Source organism: Acetatifactor aquisgranensis, assembly GCF_943193215.1.
GTDB classification, from domain to species: Bacteria; Bacillota; Clostridia; order Lachnospirales; family Lachnospiraceae; genus Acetatifactor; species Acetatifactor aquisgranensis.
The window spans coordinates 1-17,623 of sequence record NZ_CALPDH010000020.1 but is presented as its reverse complement, the minus strand read 5'-3'; the positions used below and the strand labels follow the sequence as shown (position 1 = coordinate 17,623).

Below are 17,623 nucleotides of genomic sequence, written 5' to 3'. Positions count from 1 at the left end.
TTCCAGAGTTGCCTTCTGCTTTGTTTGTCTCCACAGAGGCGGCACCACATACGCACACATGGCACCATTTTTCTCCTGCCTTGCGGCCCGGAGCGGAAACAGGCTCCTTTAATCTCTCGCACTGCCGGGCAGACCGTAATCTGACCGGTTCTGGCATATGAGAGTAGAGCGGAGCGAAAACCAACGTTGTGGTTCGAGTTCGAGCGCGGGTTGTTCAAATTCACGTTGAACACGCCAGCGTTCGCGGCGTTGTTCCAGTTGCCCCCACAGATCGGCAAACGTAGTGTATAGCCTGCTCCCAAAAGGAAAGCACCCGGTATTCCCGGATGCCTCCCTACCTCTTGCCCTTTGCTGCAGGCGTCTCCTCGTATATGTACTTTTTATACCCTCCAATCATCGCGCCGATTTCTTTTGACCGGCGCGTCCATTCATCATAGGACGATGAACCTTTCAGATATTTCAGCGCATATGCCAGGGTGATAAAATCCTGCAAGGCTTTATTCTTCATATCCAGATTTTTGCACGGAGTTTTCTTATTCTGCTCGAACTGGAGAGCTGCCGCAAGCTCTACCATTTCATTCATGCAGTGGGCGATGTCATCTCCCAGGAGTTTCTGGTGCGCCACGCTCCACCGTTCTATGAGCGGCATCGCATACGCGGCCATGTCTAATACTTTCTGCCTTATCTGGAGATTTTCCGCCTCCTGCTTGCTTATGCCGCCGGTAGTGGCAGCTCTCTTTTCAGACATATTGCCTCCGTAAAGTTATAGCCCTGCTACCGCAGGGCGGTCAGTGATTCAGTGGGCAGTTTTACAGTTCTACATAAGCGGAGCGAAAACCAACGCTGCGGTTCGAGAGCGAGCGCGGGTCGTGCAAATTCACGTCGAACACGCCAGCGTTCGCGGCGTTGCTCCAGCTGCCCCCACAGATCGGCAAACGTTCTCCGGCGTTGTTCATCCAATGACCGTCCCCAGCGTAATCTCCTCCGGGTTCATCCGGATAAATCAGAAGGACTTTCGCCAGCTCCGGAGCCGTCAGGCCGCTTGCCAGCGACATATCCTTGTACTCGCAGTAACGCCCGGCATCCGCCGCGACAGTAATTCCGGTTGTCAGCTGAATCTTGCCGGACACCCAGTCATATTTCAGAGTTGCAGCCGTCCCAGGCTCCACCAGGGAACCATCATTCTTGATAGCTTTCCAGAGAGTAGAGGAAGGCCCCTGGTCGCAGTCCGCTCCGAGTGCTGCATTGTTGTACGGAATCACCTGGATTTCTCCTTCTTTCAGACGCATGCCGCCTACCCACTCCCAGACGTTGCCGTTCATGTCCTGGATGCCAAACTGTGTCCAGTCATGCCCCCAGGTTGCCGGACCGGAACCGGTAAATGTACGTCCGTCATACTGTTTTCCGCTGTCTGTGTACTGGTAGCTTACCTGGCCTTTCTCATAGCTGTGGCCGTGATCGCATCCGTAGCTGTTGTTGCCACGCGGCATCGTTCCATTCTTCCGGCACCAGAGGGCAATGCAGGCCCATTCTGCCATCGTCCCCAAGTGGAATCCAGGCCCCTTTGCATCGCAGGCTATCTTTGCCTGGTCGAAATTGATGTACACATTGGGGTCTCTGTGTGCCAGGGAGTAGGCTCTGCCGTTGATAATCACGTTCTGATACTTAGAATAATAGAATACAGAACGTTCCACCTGGGCGCCGTTCTCTGCCACACTGAAAGCAGGATGGATATTCTGGCTCAATCCAGTAACCAGGTCACTATTTTTCATCTTGTAGATAGGCACATAAATGGACGGCATATCCATGTCATCCAGAAGAACCACATTCTTGCCTCCCGAAATCTCTTTTACAGCTGCTGCAAACTGGTCGTAATTTCCCATGATATAAAATCCTCCTTCTTAGATTGCGTAAAGTTTAAGTGTGACATTTGCCATGTTGAAAGGTACCGGCTCCTTCTTGATGGTTGTTTTCTGGCTCTGGGGGTCCTCCGGGTCATAATCCGGATTGTCAATGACTTCCTCCGTGTACTGGCGCTCCGGAATCTCAATCTGGGCAGCATACCTCACTCCCAGGCCGGTAGTCACCATGCCGAACTTGTCAATGCAGATGTCGATGGAGACCGGATAGTCCCTCTCGCGTTTCTCCAGGTTCAGCATCAGCTCGTCAGCGAACGTGATTTTGTTCTTACTGACGGAATACTCCATTTTCGGTCCTTCATTCACATTGATTACATTCATTACCTCTTACCTCCTATTCTGTGCGCCTCATGGTAGGCTCTGTTGGTTTCCATAGCGATGCAGTCCGCCATATCCTTCTGATGTGCGGATGCTCTGGAAGGGTCGATTCCATACTCCCTTAGCGCCTGGTCGCGCTGGTGGTTCCTCTCGTCACTCCGGATGATAACATTTGCACTCATGCCGCATTACCTCCGTGGACATACAGCTTCAGCGTTACTTCCGGGGCGCTCCCGGTGTATTTGACCTTGAAACCGTTCAGCTGCTTGTCATAGATGACTACATCGCCAACATTGGTTACATCACCCTGGATTTCTGCATCCACCCGGTAGTCCAGGGTATCCCTTGCCACAGACAGCGCCACCGTCTGGGCGGAATTATTGTTGTAGAAATCCTCGTTGGTGTTCTTGAGCGTCCTGGTGATGACTTCGCCGCCCACGTTGCTGATCTGGCGCTCGTGCTTATACACGACTTCCGCCAGGAACTCCCCCAGGAGGTTTCCGCTGTCCACCCCATCCTCGATGTTGTTGAAATGGAACTCGTCCTGCGGCGTCCCCTCCTGGATGCCCGGCACGTCATCCACCCACGGCGTCTTGACGTATGTGCCGGTCGCGTTTTTGTGTAGATATGGCTGCTCTCTACCGTACATTACTGCTCAACCTCCTTCTCATAGATTGGGAACTCAAATTTTACGAGTACCCCCTGGTTCGTGGCCCTCACCACCTTCGTCTCCTGGTAGCCGCACTGTTTCCCCTTCACGTCGATTATCCTGACCGCCGTGATAGTCTGTGATCCGGTGGAAACCCTGGGAAGGCTCACGATGACTTCCACCGTGTTCCCGACTATGCGCTTGGTATTGATTTTAGCCTTATACCAGGCGTCACCCACACGGTACTCAAACAGCACCAGGGCTTTCAGCCAGTCGTTCCTCCGGTCATTCATAAATTCAGTTGACCAAAAAGACATTTTCCTGCACCTCCTTCATTTATTTTCCACAAACGCCGGTACCGCATCTCCGCGATGTTGCCGCCGTGATGTAGACAGATGGTTTTTCTCCGGAGACTCCTGCCGATATGGAAAGGACTGTCTCCTCTTTAGCTCCGCATTTTTTAGCGTCTGCCGCTGCGATAGACACTGACGGACTGCTGGATATTCCGGAAGAAATAACCAGCATTTCCTCTCCGCCGGTACCGCACTTTTTGGCATCCGCCGCCGCGATCCGGACAGACGGCTCTTTGCTGGAGACGCCTGCCGATACGATTAGCGATTTCCCCGGCTTCTGCCCTCCAGTTATCATGGTACCGGAGAGCGGCACGTCATCGGCCACATTGCTGATGGTTTTCCCGGCCTCAATGCAGCTGCCTATCATAACGCTTTCTGTTGATTGCCCTGGCACTGTGCCGGACAATGGAACGAAAGCGGATGCACTCGTCACGTTTCCGCCGACTACTGCATCCGCTCCTATGAATACTCCATTTACCGCCTGGTGCGGATGCGTCCCACAGACAATCTGGCCTGCCAGGATGACGTTCTGCACCTCATACGATGAATTGATTTCTATTTGCACATCCTCTGTAATTACCTCGCCTATGGTGGAATCGTACAGCTTTCCTCCCACCCGGATTGTGCCGGTCTTTTTTAGCTCAAATACACGCTGAATCTCTTTTATACCTATCTCTGTCTGGAGCAGATAAATCCTCCCCAGGGAACCCCGGCGCGGATGCGTTCCGCATACCAGCTGGTTTGTGAGAGGCACATTGTAGACGCTGTATATCCATCTCACAAGCGTCTCCACCACTACCTTGATGCGGTACTCAAATTCTATCCGTACACCAGCGGCTTTTACCATCGGAACCTCTCCCAGCGTCACTACCTCCCCTCCAGGCTTTAGGAATGGCATGGTGAGGATGATTGTTGCCGGCATATCCGGGTCTTCAATGTAGTAGATGGGGGAAACATCCCAGAGGAGCGCAAGCCCATCCATAAGGTCATAGTAGGTACATTCATTGGTATTTACCAGGAGCTTATACCTCAAAAACTGCCGGTACCTTTCATCCGAAATGACTGGCTCCTCTACATTAAGGCCAGCCAGCTCTCCTGCCTCCTTCCTGGTAAGTGGGATGATGGTTCCGACATAATCCAGATTCTGCCCCATAGCAGTATCGAGGTCGGTCTTGCTGTTCAGCTCGTCAAATACCGTGTCAAGCTCCTGCATCTGCCTGGCAAATGCTTTTATGAGGACTTCTATATTCTTTTTTCCCAGGAACTGCATAGGCAGGTCCCGCAGCCAGTCTTTCAGTATATCCGTTGTCACTTGCGGACCACCTCGATTCTGTTCTCGTCAATGAGAACTTTCTGCCTGGATGTAGCCATAATGTTCTCGTCCCTCTGATAGTCCCCATCACCAGGAATAACCGTACTGTCCGTGGTGTATGCAGTATAGATGATGATTTTTGTAAGGCCGGCCACCCGGTCATAAATGCCCTCATTCAGCAGCTGCGTAAGGAGGCTTGTGCCTGCTGTCATCTGGGCGCCATCCTCCATGAGGGACTGCTTCGTAAGTGAAGAATAATTGACCGGGATTTTCGCTTCATCACCCTCCAGCTGCACTTTCAGCCAGGCGTACAGATACTCCGGACGGTTGAACCGGACCGGGATTGTGTCTCCGTATTCCCCGGGTACGTTCACCACTACGCTGCCGTGGGTCTGGATGCCGCCTGCTTTCCTCCGGAAGATCGCCTTTGCAATCGCCGTGTTATCACCGCCCTCTACGATGATTTCTATGCTATGCGGCGGCAGGCCCCTCTCGTCTGTCACGTCCATGTCGTTCTCGTACCCGGATGCGGATTCCACATCCTCCACATTGTTCAGAAGCTCCGCGATGATGCTCTCTATCATGGTGTTTGACCGGAGAGCCGACTTCGCTATGTAGGACTGCCGCAATTCAATATCCGTCTCCCTCTTTCGCCCATAGGTAGGCTCCAGAAGGTTTGTCACCGCCGTAAAGCCGGTGATGTTGTTTACCATCCTGGTAACGATGTTATAAGGCAGGGTGATTTTCCCATAGTCATTTGTGAGGAAATTTGCCAGGGATGTCACGCTGGAAGTAGTGAGATTATCCGTGAGTGTCAGCACATTCTCCCTGGTCTTTGTCTTATCATTGATGATAAGAACATCGTCCTCCACTTTAACCTCGTAACCTTCATCCTTTATGGCGGCTGCAAGTCCGGCCAGGATTGCTGAAGATTTTCCGCCTTGCGGATTGGAATAGCTGTACTGATTGCCGTTGATGGAAACGGTATACACTCCGGTATCTTCGGATGCCACAATGACAGAAACCTTATTGAACCGCTCCCTGGCAATCTGAAATTCCTCCGCTGAAAAAAGCCGGATTTCCGGAGTTGTGTTAGTTGCCACAACAGCATTTTCACGAACATACGTCCCATCATCACCGGTACAGTGGAGGATGTAGCTGGTTCTCTTGTCTCCGGCCCTCTTGATGCCGCCATACTGTACAGCATGATCCAGGTTCAGCTCCGTAGCCGTTGCCGGGTACTTCGCATAATAGCTGTCCTGCGCTGTCTCCCATAGGTTTGCTATCTGGTTCCCAAAAGTCGTTATGAGCGTATTGAGGAAAGAAGTGCCTGCAAGCCTTGTATCTACCTTCCATCCGTCCGTCAAATCCGTATGGATTTCTTCCAGGATGGTATCCAGCCTTTTCAGCACAAATCCTTTGTCTGTTATTCCGTAATCTGGCAATTTATATCCACCTCCTCCTTTATGGTCTCATAGTCCGTACTGGCTACAAACCGTATTTTCGCTTTTCTGGTGGCTGCATCGAATGTGACAGACACCTCCCCCACATCCGTTACCTCGTCAACCTCAAAAATCTTCTCACGGACGACTCCCTCAAAATAATCGGTGTCCGGGTTCTTTACCAGCAGGCTCTCCGTGTAGGGAAGCCCTTCGTCACGGTTCCACCTCCATTCAGCCTCGAACCATTTCAGCCGAATCTTGATTTTCTGTGCTACAGAATCAGAGAGCGTTATATCGCCATTTCCGCCAACGAATAAATCCCCGGACCGGTCAAGTAATATATCCATACAGCATCTCCTTATCCTGTCTCAATGACCTGCTTGCAGGTTATCTTCCCATCAACCTCCATGTCTCCTTTTGCCTTGATGCCCTTCCCGGTGATTTTCAATTCTGTTTCCCCGGATGCAATCTCAACGCCTGCATCATACACCATCAGCTCCGTTTCCCCGGCCTGGATGACTACCGCATCTTTGCTGCAGGCTTTTTCCACGATGGCACCGCCTCCGTTCAGAAGGCCCGGTATCACCATCGCACTTGTGAGGTCAAACCGCAGGGAGCTTTCCGATTCTGCGCCGCTCCTCCAGGCATCCAGTTCCACTTCGGAGATGATGATTAGGCAGTCATCCTTCGGCTTGACCGGAAAAGCTATCCCTATCCCTGCCGACTGGCAGAATGGGAAAGCCACAGGCGCGTCCGTGATGGGTGGATATGCCAGCTCCACTCCGTCCGATGTGACAAACTTCCCGGACGGCTTTACTACCGCTGTCCCTGCCCCAGGATTGAACGACACGATTTCTCCAGGGAGCGCGGTGTGTATCTGGTTTACTGCCGCCCTGGCCGTATCCTCCACTTGCTGGGAAAACTCTTGTAACATATATAAACACCTCCTATGCTTTGGCAAGGTCAGCAGCTTTCACCGCCGCCGTGACCGTACTTCCGATTCCGATAACTACCCTATCGCCTTTTACCTGGATGACATCGTAAACAGAATAATAGCAGACGAATGTCCCTCCGGAATATTGATATCCTTTGGTCTTATTCCCCTGCTGAATAGTCCGTATCACTTTAACCTTATCACCTTTTTTAAGCGCTCCGGAAGAATCGCCTCCGGAGCCAGAACCGGAGTCTCCGCCGGAAGTGACTGCTTTCTTGTCAAGTTTCGGCTGCGCCCTGATTACTAACAGCTGGGCTGTGCAGAGCCAGTCACCTTCCATGTTGTCACCGTCTATGGTTACTTTGTGTACCAGGAAGAATCCGCTTATCTCGTCACTCTGGAGCCTCACGATGTCATTCACTCCGATTGCCCCATTGAGTAGGTACTGCACTTCCCACCCGGTCTGTGATTCGTTGTTGTCTCCGCCGGAGGAAATCGTGATCCGCTTCGGCCGGCCGATAAGGCCGGAACTGCTGTCCAGAAGATAGCCCCTGGTATTTACTGCGCGGCCGGGCCATGTAATCTGTATAACCTGGTTCTGGATTGTCCATCTGTGGCCGCAGCATCCAGCTATCTTTTGCAGGGCGTTCTTCGCTTTTCCTACATAGCTGAATCCGTTGGGCAGCGTCTTATAGGATAAATCCTTTGCAAATACGATGGAACATCCCATCTGCCCTGCGATGTACTTATAGACATCCTGGCAGTTTACGGAACCATTGAGGGAAACGGTTATATTCGTATCCCTCAATTCCACCCTGCCGTCCATGACCTCTATTTCCGTCAGCCGGTCCGCATTGTCCGGGATTGTGGTAACGCTTGTGATGTTCCCCACCAGGATAAGCGCCATTGAATCCTCATACCCTGCTTTCAGCTCCAGGGCGCAGTCTTTCGTGTCCAGGATTTTTAGATTCTTGTCGGAGAGGTTCCATACCTGGACTTTCGCCGTATTTGGCGATTCGGCGTTTGACTTCTCCACACTGAAAGAAACATGCAGGGCATCCTCCCTGGCACTGTGGATATTGCCTATTTCAAAACCTCTCCCTCCCATCTTTCCGCACCGCATGATATAGCGGCGCATAAAGTTCTCATTTGCCATTATTCGTCCTCCAATTCCACGTTTGGTATGTAGATGAACTCCGCCGTCCTTTCATTGAACGCCTGCCTCCCTACCTTCTCCTTCGTGGACACGCACCCGAAAATCCCGTCCGGGATGGCGCGGTCGGAGTAGAAAAAGAAGATAGGGAAGTTAGGCACAATCCGCGTCATGGCGATGATCGGGTTTTCGTCCTCGTCATAAAGGCCGAAGCTCCAATAATCATACTTCTCGTTATAGGTGAACCGGAGTATATATTCAGTGCCGTCTATGGACAGATTTGATACGCTATCATTCATGTCCGGAACCTTGATATACAACATTTCCTGCCTCCTTAGATGAATCCTAACCCACTTGCCACTCCATAAAGGATTGACTGGTTTTTCTTTGCACTGGAGCCTCCGGAACCGCCAGAGCTGCCAGAACCCCCGGAACCGCCCCCAGAGCTGCTGGAGGAGCCAGAGGAGCCGCCGGTACTTCCGCTGGCCGTCCCTGCGCTGCTTGATGTCGTGGATGTTGATGCGGTACCGGCGTTTGCCATCGTTTCCCCAGCTTTAAGAATATAGCTGGGGATGCTGGCGGTCTTTCGGCTCGTCACCCTTACTTTCTGCGCCGTGATGGAGATTTCCCTGGCATACCCTATCTCCTTTGAGTGCTTGATGGATATGCTGGTGATCCCCATGTTCTTATATACCGTATCTGTAGTTACAATTTTCACCAGCTGCTTTGAAAGCCACAGGTTCTCTATCCGGTTGCAGATATTGTTTACCCTGCTGTTGGAAGTGCCATGTCTGTACAGCCATGTTACCGGCGTGTTGGTGACATACAGCGTCATGCTGATGCTGATAGGCTCCAGGATGATTGTATCTGATACCGGGAACCCCTCCTCCACCGGATAGACCGGGATAGTGGCAGACAAGGTTTTCTGTTCATCTATCAGAGCATCAAACTCAATGCCTGCCACCGATACCGGCTTTAGATTGCTTCTTGCCATGTCTGCCTACCCCCTTGCGTATGCTAATCCTCTTGCCATGTATGCGGTCGCGTCACTGGCAGATTTATTCATCGCCTTAGAGACGTTTTTCTGCACTTCTGGCGTTCCTCCGGTGTAGCTGTTCGCTATGTTCACATTCTGTGTCACACTGGAGGATGAATTGTTGTTTACAGTTGATGCGGTCGCTGTCGCTGCGTCCGCCGTTGCCGCCCGCGTCAGAGTGGAAATCCCTTCCGCAAGGCTTCTCACCTTATCGAGTACCACCTCCTCATTGCTGGAGATGCCCTCCGCCAGGCCGCTCATAAAGTCTGGCATCCAGCTCTCATATTCGGTCAAAGGCCCTTCATCCGGAACAGAGAAGTGCAGGAAGGATTTTATCTTTTCTCCGATTCCCTTCACCGCGTCTACGATGCCCTGAACTCCGGAAAGAATCCCGTCCTTCAATCCTCCTATGAAATCTTTGCCCCACTGTATAGCCTGGGATGGCAGTCCCTTGATGAAATCTACCGCCGCATTTATGCCGTTCACGATGGTGTCCTTGATGTTCCCTATCGTGTTTGAGATGGCGGACAGGATATTTGAGAATATCCCGGTAACCGTGGATGATATGGTGTTGAAAATGTTACTGAAAAAGTCCCGTATAGCCCCCAGCACCGATTGAATGACCGAATAGGCATTATTTATCGCGTTAGAGATTGTGCCGGTAATTGCGGCCCAAATTCCGCTTAGGAATGAGCTTATGCCATTCCAGATTCCTTGAAAGAAGCCGCTTATGGCTCCCCATACAGTCTCCCAAACACTCTGTATCGCGCTGAGGTTCTGCTGTGCCATGTTGACGATCCAGTCCCAGATACCCTGGAAGAATGATACAATCCCATTCCAAATGCCCTGGAAGAAACCGCTGATAGCGCCCCAGACGGTTTCCCATACCGCCTTAATTGCCCCAAGCGCCATATCGAACAGCATTTTGATTGTCTCCCATACCGCCGTGATGAAACTGACGATGGCGTCCCATATCCCGGTGAATATCTGCTTGATGGCGTCCCACGCCCCCTGCCAATCGCCGGTGAATACCGATGAAATGAAATTTGCCACTCCTTTGATGATTTCCAGGAAACCATCCAGAATCCCGCCAATGGAATCCCACAGCACCTTGAACCATGAGAGAATCTCCGAACCCCAGTTATCCCAGAATGTCTGTATCCACCCGAACACTGTCTCAATCACCGTTGCGATGGCGTTGAATATGGCGCTCCCGGCTTCGTACAGCGCATCCCAGACAGCTGATAACGCCTCTAGGATTGCTCCCCATACCTCCAGCAATTTATCCTTCGTGCTTTGTGTACTTCCGTCTATATTATCCTCTGTAGAACCGAACAGAGTAGCGGCCAGCTGTGAGATGAACGTCCACACCCCTTGCAGGAAAGTCTTGATAATGCCCCAGGCCCTCTCAAAATTCTTCCGGATGCTTTCACTGTGCCGCTCGAAAAAGCCCTTCACGGTGTCCACCCACATCATTGCCGCCTGCTTGATGAAATCCCATATTCCCAGAAGGAACTCTTTAACCTTTGTCCATGCCGCCAGGATTTTCTCCCTGGCGTTGTCCGCGCCGATACCGGCCTTGTCAAACAGCGTCCCGATAACCGAATCGTTCCCCTGCATGAAATTGATAAAATCCTCAATAATCAGTGCCAGTATCACAATCACTGCTATAATCGCCATCACCTTTAGGTTTGCCAGGCTGAAAGCCTTTGCTACCTTGCTGATGATGCCTGCAAGCCCACCAGCGGCTTTTATAAAGCTCATTACCTTTGAAACCGCAAGTACAGCCATGAATGCGCCTGCGGCAATCGCCGCGACCTTCAAGACGTTCTCGATGCCGCCGAACTTATCCACGATGTTCTTCACCAGGTCAATGCCACGAGACACCCCCCTGGATAGCGTCTGTGTCATCCGATCTATTGCAGGCTGGAGCCTTTTCACAAGCGCATGGAGCCGGTCAAACAGCATCAGCACACGGTTCTGCCCATCTGCTGTCGTAAGTAGTTTCCTGGTGAACTCCGTGAGCCACCTAACGCCGGTAGTGAGCCACCCAATAAAGATAGCGAATACAGGCAGCAACTGTCCGCCGATGAACTCTTTCAGCTCGGCAATGGCGGAATTCAGCTGAATCTGCCTCCCTTTGTATGAGTCAAGGCTCCTCGCGCAGTCTCCGATTGCATCTTGTGACTGCATCATAATGGCCGTGTAGTTTACCTGCATCTTCGTAGCTTCGTCCAACGCCTGGAATGTGCCAGACAGCCCCATCTGCTGCATCGCCATTGCCCTGGTATTGTCATTCAAAACCGCCCCCAGGGTCTTTGCAGATTCGGATTCTCCCATGATTGCCTTTGACATGGCATTTATGGCCTGGTCTTCCTGCAAGTTATTGAAGGATGCCAGATCGAGGGCTGCGGCCACAAGGTCTTGTGACAGACCGGCCGCCTGGTCCCTCGTCATCCCCATGCCGACAAACATGTTCTGGTTGTCGGCCAGATACCCTTTGATGTCATTCTTATTTCTGCCTATGGACTTTGCAAACGAATCAGCCCACTCCTCGACCTCCTCTGTCATGCCTTGAAACACTACATCGAATTTGTTCTGCATCTCTTGGACATTGGACGCCACCTCTGAACAGTCTTTCAGAAATCCAGAAATTTTTGTAACAGAGAACACAACTGCAACGCTGCCTAGTAGCTTTGTAGCGAGATTCTTCAAGCCCTTGATGGAGCCTTCCGCCTTTTTCTCGCTCTGCGAATCTACCTCAAACCCAAATGCCACAGCTATGTCCCTTATGGTCAAGTCTGTCTACTCCTCCTTTCCAGCTCGTCAGCCCGCCCTTTTTCCACATCACGCTCCATGAGGTAGAGCGCGTACAGCTTCAGTGCCTCGTCCAGGGTATAGTATTCCTTCAACTCCTGCATGGACGCGATGCCTGCCTTTATCAGGATGTAGCAGCGTAATTCCAACTCGCTAAATTGTCCATAATCAAACTTGCCATATTTCAGATAACCTTGCGCGGCTTCTTCGGAATCGCCGATCCTGCTTTCCCAGATAGGCCGGCGATTTTCTTGAAAAAACCGTTGAAATTCAGTTTGATTACATGGAAACAAAGGATGAACATATCCTGGACTTCCCCGCAGAAAATCTCATTTGCAATGTCCATGTCCAGACGCTCCGGCTTAAACTCACCCTCCTCGTCCGGCAGCTCCACAACGATATGCCCTCCCAGGAGTAATTTCTGCATGAGCTTTTCCATCTTGTCACCGGAGATATTGGTGCAGTTGGACAGCGCCTCCGCCGCCTGCGCCGCATCAACGTCCATGAGGCTCCCTTCTTTCTGATCTGATACCAGGGGTGCTAATGCTCCCAAAAGGGGAGCCAGCACGGATGCCAGCTCCCCGGTAAGGTTCGCTGCCTTAAAAGCAGCAAAAGGTTTGATATAAAAATTGTAACCGCCGACCGTCTCCTTTGTCGGCTCCATCTGTTTGAGTGCCATGTGTTTATCCTCCTATACTCTTATTTGAATTCTCCCTCTGCCACCACAATCTCCCATTCCCGGTTCTGCTGCGTCTTTCCGCGAACCCACGATGCCGGTTTTGTCACCCAGGCGATAGCTCCCACGAACTTCTCCGCCCCCAGGATGTCTGCGATATTCACAGAGAATGTTCCCTGGCCGTTCTTCTGGTCCTGCCGGTATTTCTTCTCCAGGAAGGAATTGCTTCTGGACGCCTGCAGCAGAGCGATTTTTACAGTGTAGATTTTGGACGGGTCAATGCTCCTGGCAATCTCGCCGTCCGCGCCGCTCACATAGCTGGTTCCATCACCGGCAGGCTCCACGGTAATGAAACTGTCATCCGCGAATCCGGACATAATGTGATTCCCCAGGGCGCAGGTCACTTCTTTGGGATTGTAGGTTGTTACTCTCATAGCTTTTCATCCTCCTCTCTTAGAATCTCAACGTGCCGCCAATTTCCACCAGATGGATGGCGCCTGCAAGCCGCGCCCGCCATCTACAGTTAGGCAGCTTGCGCGATTTCCTCTGGTCCTCCGTCAGATCGCTTGCCAGGGGGACGGTAGTAACGTACCCTGGAATCTCGTTATCGTCAGCATCGAATGATGTCTGTGCGATTCCTCCATGCGTCTGCCCTTCCGAAAGGGCTTTTTCCATCGCCCCCTGGATTGCCCCGATGCCGCTGTCCTCGAACGGAACCTTCGTGTTGGCTTTCAGAACGCCGAACACAAGGAACTGCATCCTGTTTTTCAGCCAGTCACGGAAACGGATGACGTCAATCCACTCACCAGAGAGCATCTTCCCACCCATGTTGCAGTTGCAGCTTGCATACCGGAGGTTCACATTCATATTGTTTGCCTCCAGCGTCTTTTTCTGGTCGGACGTGAGCCGGGAGGGGACGATGGTTGCCTCCTCTTTAAGGTTCCAGGTCTCGGAGCCGGGCTGGTACCCGAAACACTTTGCCATAATAGCAAGCGCAGCGTACTCATTCTCCGCAGGCTTTTCCCCATTTTCGTATCCGTCCGCCAGTCCGGAGAACTTCCCGAAACTCCGGTAATAGGAAAAATTCTTGATCGGGCAGCTGTCAATGTCCGTGTACTCGAACCCAAAAATCTTCTCCTGCGTCTCTGTCCAGCTCACCACATTGCGGACATCATCCGGGTCTTTGAAATCCGTAATATGGATGCCATAGAAAGACGCCTCCCGGTTTGCCCTGGCAAGCGTCTCCCGGATGTCCTCATACACCGGTGCAGGCTCCGTGGTTTCGCCCTCTCCCTCCACCACTTCCGGAATGGTTGATTTCCGCACCGCCACATATACATCCCCCGGTGATGGAGACTGCGAAAACGCCACCGATGCCGCCAGGTATGCGCCATCCTCCACGGTGTATCCGTAGTTGAGCAGTTCATCGGCCTTTGAAATGGCCGTGGTCTTCGTGAGCTTTGCGATGCCTTCCGCCTCCGGAGCAGGCACCACCAGCAAAATGCTGTCAAACGTGGCGTCATCTGATCCCGGATTTGCAATCTCAATGTCACATTTTACAATGTCATCCAATGGATTGTTCTGCATTGTCTTTACCTCCTTCTGATTCTTCTATCAATTCTACATTTTCTATGGCATCTGTCGTTGCAGCTGCCATATCGCTTGTGCCGCCTCCGGAGCTGTTCGGAACCATCGGCATACCGCTGATGCCATACTGTCCGTCTGCCTCCTCGACATAGGAAACCGTAAACTCCGCCATCGCCCGGTACCGGTACTGTGTGCTGTTCTGCAAGCCGGTAAGGTTCCGCACCGGGGGCATGAGAAGAATCCCCATGCCTCTCTTGCTGAAAAAGTCCGTCATCCTCTCTGAATCCAGAAAGATGGCGAACTCTGATAAATCGGATGTTGCGGTATCAATGAAATTGCCAGTCTGATTCTTCCCGGATGGCATCGGCTTTCCATTCGTGTATAGGTTCACTTCCAGGGTGGTACCACACTGGTATACGCTGCGCCCCTCCTCGTCAATAATCGGGAAAGCATCCCTCCGGATGCCGCCGGTTTTAAGGGTGACATACGGCACTGGCGGCTTCGTGTTTATCTGTTCTGTCCAGAGGATAGCTGCCCCGGCGAAAAACCGCGCTGTGGCATCGTAAAGTGATTCCTTAACTTCCACCAGATTCATCCGCCGTCTCCTCCTCTCCCTTTTCCTCCTCTCCAGGCCCCGGCCCCTGGTCTTGCTTTAGGCACTGGACGAAAGTGGCCGTGTAGTGCCTTAGGGGTGTGTTCTCACTTAACCGGCTGGATTTACAGTCAAACCACTTGCCCTGGTACCAGAGCCGGTCCGACTTCTGCTGTTTCCCTTCATCCTCAACCTTGATTTCATAATCGCAGAAAACCTTTAGCCTCTGGACTGATTCCGTGCCGTCCGGCGTTGTCACAGTCGCGTCCTCTAATGTCTGTACGTCCATAGGGAGCGTTATATCTTCATAGGGTATAGTAGAATACCCCCGCACATAAACCGGCGCAGAATACCGCCTTATCGTGTATGGCCTTTTCAGAAATTTCAATCATCACCACTTCCTTTCTTCTGGATGACGTAATTCACAGACTGCCGCATCCGCCCGGTGTCAACCAGCGGCTTGCTGCTGCCTTTCTTCTTGATTGTGGATTCCGCATTTGGTGCAAAGCTCCCGGAAGTGATTTTGTCCTGCATGAGGTCCTTCTGGAAGATTCCTATCTCTTTCAGTATTTGCTCCGCAGATTTCCCCTGTGCAAAATCCTTTACCTCCTCTTTCAAGAATGAATTTATCTTGCTTTCGTTGTCATCCACACTCTGTCTGATGAATGGCCTGGCCGGTATGTGGTCCGTCCCCAGCTCATTAAAAGCCGCCACATCGCACATGTCCGTCCCGTCCTCTTCCTGGGACTTTCCTCTCTGGAATCCGACACGAACCTCCAGTTCCTTAAGCTCCGCCAGCTCCCAGAAGAAACGCTGTCCCTCCGGAGTGAGCCGGTCTCTGAACCTAACGCCCATAGCTTTTCGCCTCCCCTGCACTGATAATCGGGATGATGGCATTTCTCCGGAGCGTAAGGAACTCCAGGCCGTATACGGTGAGTGCATACTCCGCATCGACCTGGAGGTTCGTCTGCTGTCCGGTGGCATAGGTGATGGAGGTCTCTCCTTCCGAATAGGAACTCACTCGCAGGGAATCCCCGATGGTTCCGTTTTCCGTGTTCCCGTAGCCGTTCATCTTTAATTTGTGGGCGGTCAGATATGCAAGGGCTTTCTGGTATGTTTTGCCAAACCTCTTTTCTGAAATCTGATCGGAATACAGTTCCAGGAACGTCTTGACGCCATAGGTCTTTTTTCCGGTCTCTGGGTCTACCACATCATCATCCGGCACATCCGCGAACTCTGCCGCTACAATGCGGAAAATATCGAGTGCGTCCATATCGTCAGTGCCTCCCTCCTATTTTTTCTTTGTCAGCGCCGCCTTGACCTTTTTCAGTACATCGGCCTTGTCCTTGCACTCTGCCGGATTGATTCCCAGCTCATTCGCCAGGGATGCCAGGCCCTCCTCGCTGATTCCCTCCAGGGATGCCAGACGCGCTTTCCGCAGCTCCTCCGCATCTGCAGCAGCCTTTTCAGCCTCCGCCTTTTTCTCTGCCTCTATCTCCTCCTGGGTTTTCGCAGGCGCGGACGCCTTGCCGGTGATCCGGGCGAACCCCATCTTTTTATAGACCTCCAGGATGGGGCTGGCCTCGTATGCCGCAGGAATCTCCTTTGCCTCTCCGGGGAGGATTGTAACCTCCCCGATGCCGATAACCTTTCCGGTAGAAATATTCTCCATCTTCATAGCCATGTGCTTTCCTCCTTCCTTAGACACCGACCGCGATAAGCGCGGACAGCGGATAATACAAGATGATGCCAGCAATCCTCTCCTCGCAAGGGATGATTACCTCCAGGTTGCGGTTCTGGAGAGGGTACTGGTAGAACGACATCGGAATCTCCAGGGAGAACTTCTCCGCGCTGTTGGTGTAGAGCATCATCACATTCTTGCCGTAAGGGTTCGTGGACTTGCTCTTACCGGACATTTCCGGAGCGGAAATGATGTTCTTCAAATACGGCGCGTTATCCAGCAGGAATTTCTTCACCGTAAAGCCGGTATTCGGAATCTGCCTGGTGGAAATGTCGATGTAGACATCAGAGGACAGCATCAGGGTATCAGCCCTCTCTACATCCTGGGTAATATCCGCCATGTAGCCAAACATGCCATTGATGTCATCCAAAATCTGCTGTGCGCTCTTGTACTTGAACTCCGTATGCTGCGCCCCATCCACTTCCACGGTAGAAAGCGTGTACAGAGGGATATTGTTGTCAGCGGACAGCATACCCATGAGCTTATGTTCTTTATCACCAGCAAATGCGATGGTGTTGGCCGTCCGGTCGATAGCATAACGCGCCGCCTCTGCCTTTCTGGTGTCCAGGCTCTTTCCTGCGTGTCGGCTGGCCCTCATTTCCTGGATGGAGTAACCGTAGCTGTCACCAATGGACTTCACGGATGCCGTGGTCGGCTCTCCCTTCACGTCAGCCCTGGGGAGGTCGGTGGCATAGTTGCTGATGATAGCGGCAAATCCGGTCTTCTCATAGCTGTAATACGTCATGGTTTCCGCGCCTTCCGGAACCTCATGGGTGATCGGGAAATTGTTCAGAGCGGTAAACTCCGGATAAATCTTGTCATAGGACTTGGACTTTACATAGTCCAGCTCCCTTGCAAAGAAAATACTCGCATCCTCCGCGCTGTCAAAGTGCATCCCCTTTACGGTTACCAGGGTAGGCATAATGTTGGATGCCTTCAATGCCTCATAGTCCGCCTGGTCGTAACCTTCGGACGGCATATCGGGATTGTACCTCTTGTTTTCGTTCATTGTTCAGTCTCCTCCTAGTATAATGATGATATAGCCACAAGAGCTATACAGTTAATAAGTTACAAAGTCATATCTGATGAATAGC

At 51.9% G+C, this 17,623-nt stretch carries 24 protein-coding genes; all 24 read right to left on the bottom strand.

Annotation, left to right across the window (positions count from 1 at the left end):
* Positions 1–334: 334 nt before the first annotated feature.
* Entirely contained in the window at positions 335–748 is a 414-nt protein-coding gene (locus tag NFS35_RS17090; protein ID WP_103239756.1) for a four helix bundle protein, read from the bottom strand.
* A 61-nt stretch (positions 749–809) separates the two neighbouring features.
* Positions 810–1,883, bottom strand: coding sequence for an SUMF1/EgtB/PvdO family nonheme iron enzyme (locus tag NFS35_RS17085; RefSeq protein ID WP_251208324.1), 1,074 nt, complete (start codon positions 1,881–1,883; stop codon positions 810–812).
* An 18-nt stretch (positions 1,884–1,901) separates the two neighbouring features.
* Positions 1,902–2,240 carry a hypothetical protein gene (locus NFS35_RS17080; RefSeq protein WP_103239758.1) on the bottom strand — a complete coding sequence of 113 codons (339 nt, stop codon included), beginning with the start codon at positions 2,238–2,240 and terminating at the stop codon, positions 1,902–1,904.
* The gene (locus tag NFS35_RS17075; RefSeq protein ID WP_103239759.1) at positions 2,240–2,419 is read right to left on the bottom strand and encodes a hypothetical protein; all 180 of its coding nucleotides are present in this window, start codon (positions 2,417–2,419) and stop codon (positions 2,240–2,242) included. Before NFS35_RS17075 ends, NFS35_RS17080 begins: the two co-directional genes overlap by 1 nt.
* Positions 2,416–2,886, bottom strand: coding sequence for a hypothetical protein (locus NFS35_RS17070; protein WP_103239760.1), 471 nt, complete (start codon positions 2,884–2,886; stop codon positions 2,416–2,418). The genes NFS35_RS17075 and NFS35_RS17070 overlap by 4 nt, the downstream gene beginning before the upstream one ends.
* Positions 2,886–3,203: a hypothetical protein gene (locus NFS35_RS17065; RefSeq protein ID WP_146040037.1), complete on the bottom strand. Its 318-nt coding sequence runs from the start codon at positions 3,201–3,203 to the stop codon at positions 2,886–2,888. The genes NFS35_RS17070 and NFS35_RS17065 overlap by 1 nt, the downstream gene beginning before the upstream one ends.
* Positions 3,204–3,222: 19 nt before the next feature.
* Positions 3,223–4,551, bottom strand: a complete 1,329-nt coding sequence (locus NFS35_RS17060; protein WP_103239762.1) for a hypothetical protein — start codon at positions 4,549–4,551, stop codon at positions 3,223–3,225.
* Positions 4,548–5,996 (bottom strand): hypothetical protein, encoded by a 1,449-nt coding sequence (locus NFS35_RS17055; RefSeq protein WP_103239763.1) that lies wholly within the window; start codon positions 5,994–5,996, stop codon positions 4,548–4,550. Before NFS35_RS17055 ends, NFS35_RS17060 begins: the two co-directional genes overlap by 4 nt.
* Positions 5,978–6,340 (bottom strand): hypothetical protein, encoded by a 363-nt coding sequence (locus NFS35_RS17050; RefSeq protein WP_103239764.1) that lies wholly within the window; start codon positions 6,338–6,340, stop codon positions 5,978–5,980. Before NFS35_RS17050 ends, NFS35_RS17055 begins: the two co-directional genes overlap by 19 nt.
* 11 nt (positions 6,341–6,351) lie before the next feature.
* The gene (locus NFS35_RS17045) at positions 6,352–6,927 is read right to left on the bottom strand and encodes a Gp138 family membrane-puncturing spike protein (protein ID WP_103239765.1); all 576 of its coding nucleotides are present in this window, start codon (positions 6,925–6,927) and stop codon (positions 6,352–6,354) included.
* 13 nt (positions 6,928–6,940) lie between these two features.
* Positions 6,941–8,083, bottom strand: coding sequence for a phage protein (locus tag NFS35_RS17040; RefSeq protein WP_251208323.1), 1,143 nt, complete (start codon positions 8,081–8,083; stop codon positions 6,941–6,943).
* Entirely contained in the window at positions 8,083–8,403 is a 321-nt protein-coding gene (locus tag NFS35_RS17035) for a phage baseplate plug family protein (RefSeq protein ID WP_103239766.1), read from the bottom strand. Before NFS35_RS17035 ends, NFS35_RS17040 begins: the two co-directional genes overlap by 1 nt.
* Before the next feature lie 11 nt (positions 8,404–8,414).
* A complete protein-coding gene (locus NFS35_RS17030) occupies positions 8,415–9,074 on the bottom strand; it encodes a phage baseplate protein (protein ID WP_103239767.1) in 660 nt (219 codons plus the stop codon).
* A gap of 6 nt (positions 9,075–9,080) precedes the next feature.
* Positions 9,081–11,915, bottom strand: a complete 2,835-nt coding sequence (locus NFS35_RS17025) for a phage tail protein (RefSeq protein WP_251208322.1) — start codon at positions 11,913–11,915, stop codon at positions 9,081–9,083.
* Positions 11,912–12,082: a hypothetical protein gene (locus tag NFS35_RS17020; RefSeq protein WP_251208321.1), complete on the bottom strand. Its 171-nt coding sequence runs from the start codon at positions 12,080–12,082 to the stop codon at positions 11,912–11,914. The genes NFS35_RS17025 and NFS35_RS17020 overlap by 4 nt, the downstream gene beginning before the upstream one ends.
* Positions 12,083–12,117: 35 nt before the next feature.
* Complete coding sequence (locus NFS35_RS17015) at positions 12,118–12,612, bottom strand: phage tail assembly chaperone (protein WP_251208320.1); 495 nt, start codon at positions 12,610–12,612, stop codon at positions 12,118–12,120.
* 20 nt (positions 12,613–12,632) lie between these two features.
* Positions 12,633–13,043: a phage structural protein gene (locus NFS35_RS17010; RefSeq protein ID WP_103239770.1), complete on the bottom strand. Its 411-nt coding sequence runs from the start codon at positions 13,041–13,043 to the stop codon at positions 12,633–12,635.
* A gap of 19 nt (positions 13,044–13,062) precedes the next feature.
* Positions 13,063–14,196 carry a DUF3383 family protein gene (locus NFS35_RS17005; protein ID WP_103239771.1) on the bottom strand — a complete coding sequence of 378 codons (1,134 nt, stop codon included), beginning with the start codon at positions 14,194–14,196 and terminating at the stop codon, positions 13,063–13,065.
* Positions 14,174–14,791, bottom strand: a complete 618-nt coding sequence (locus tag NFS35_RS17000; protein ID WP_103239772.1) for a phage neck terminator protein — start codon at positions 14,789–14,791, stop codon at positions 14,174–14,176. The genes NFS35_RS17005 and NFS35_RS17000 overlap by 23 nt, the downstream gene beginning before the upstream one ends.
* Positions 14,772–15,176 (bottom strand): hypothetical protein, encoded by a 405-nt coding sequence (locus NFS35_RS16995; RefSeq protein WP_103239773.1) that lies wholly within the window; start codon positions 15,174–15,176, stop codon positions 14,772–14,774. The genes NFS35_RS17000 and NFS35_RS16995 overlap by 20 nt, the downstream gene beginning before the upstream one ends.
* Positions 15,173–15,643 (bottom strand): hypothetical protein, encoded by a 471-nt coding sequence (locus tag NFS35_RS16990; RefSeq protein WP_251208319.1) that lies wholly within the window; start codon positions 15,641–15,643, stop codon positions 15,173–15,175. The genes NFS35_RS16995 and NFS35_RS16990 overlap by 4 nt, the downstream gene beginning before the upstream one ends.
* Positions 15,633–16,061 (bottom strand): DUF4054 domain-containing protein, encoded by a 429-nt coding sequence (locus NFS35_RS16985; protein ID WP_103239775.1) that lies wholly within the window; start codon positions 16,059–16,061, stop codon positions 15,633–15,635. Before NFS35_RS16985 ends, NFS35_RS16990 begins: the two co-directional genes overlap by 11 nt.
* Positions 16,062–16,079: 18 nt before the next feature.
* Entirely contained in the window at positions 16,080–16,472 is a 393-nt protein-coding gene (locus NFS35_RS16980; protein WP_251208318.1) for a hypothetical protein, read from the bottom strand.
* 16 nt (positions 16,473–16,488) lie between these two features.
* A complete protein-coding gene (locus NFS35_RS16975) occupies positions 16,489–17,538 on the bottom strand; it encodes a DUF2184 domain-containing protein (RefSeq protein ID WP_251208317.1) in 1,050 nt (349 codons plus the stop codon).
* Positions 17,539–17,623 lie beyond the last annotated feature (85 nt).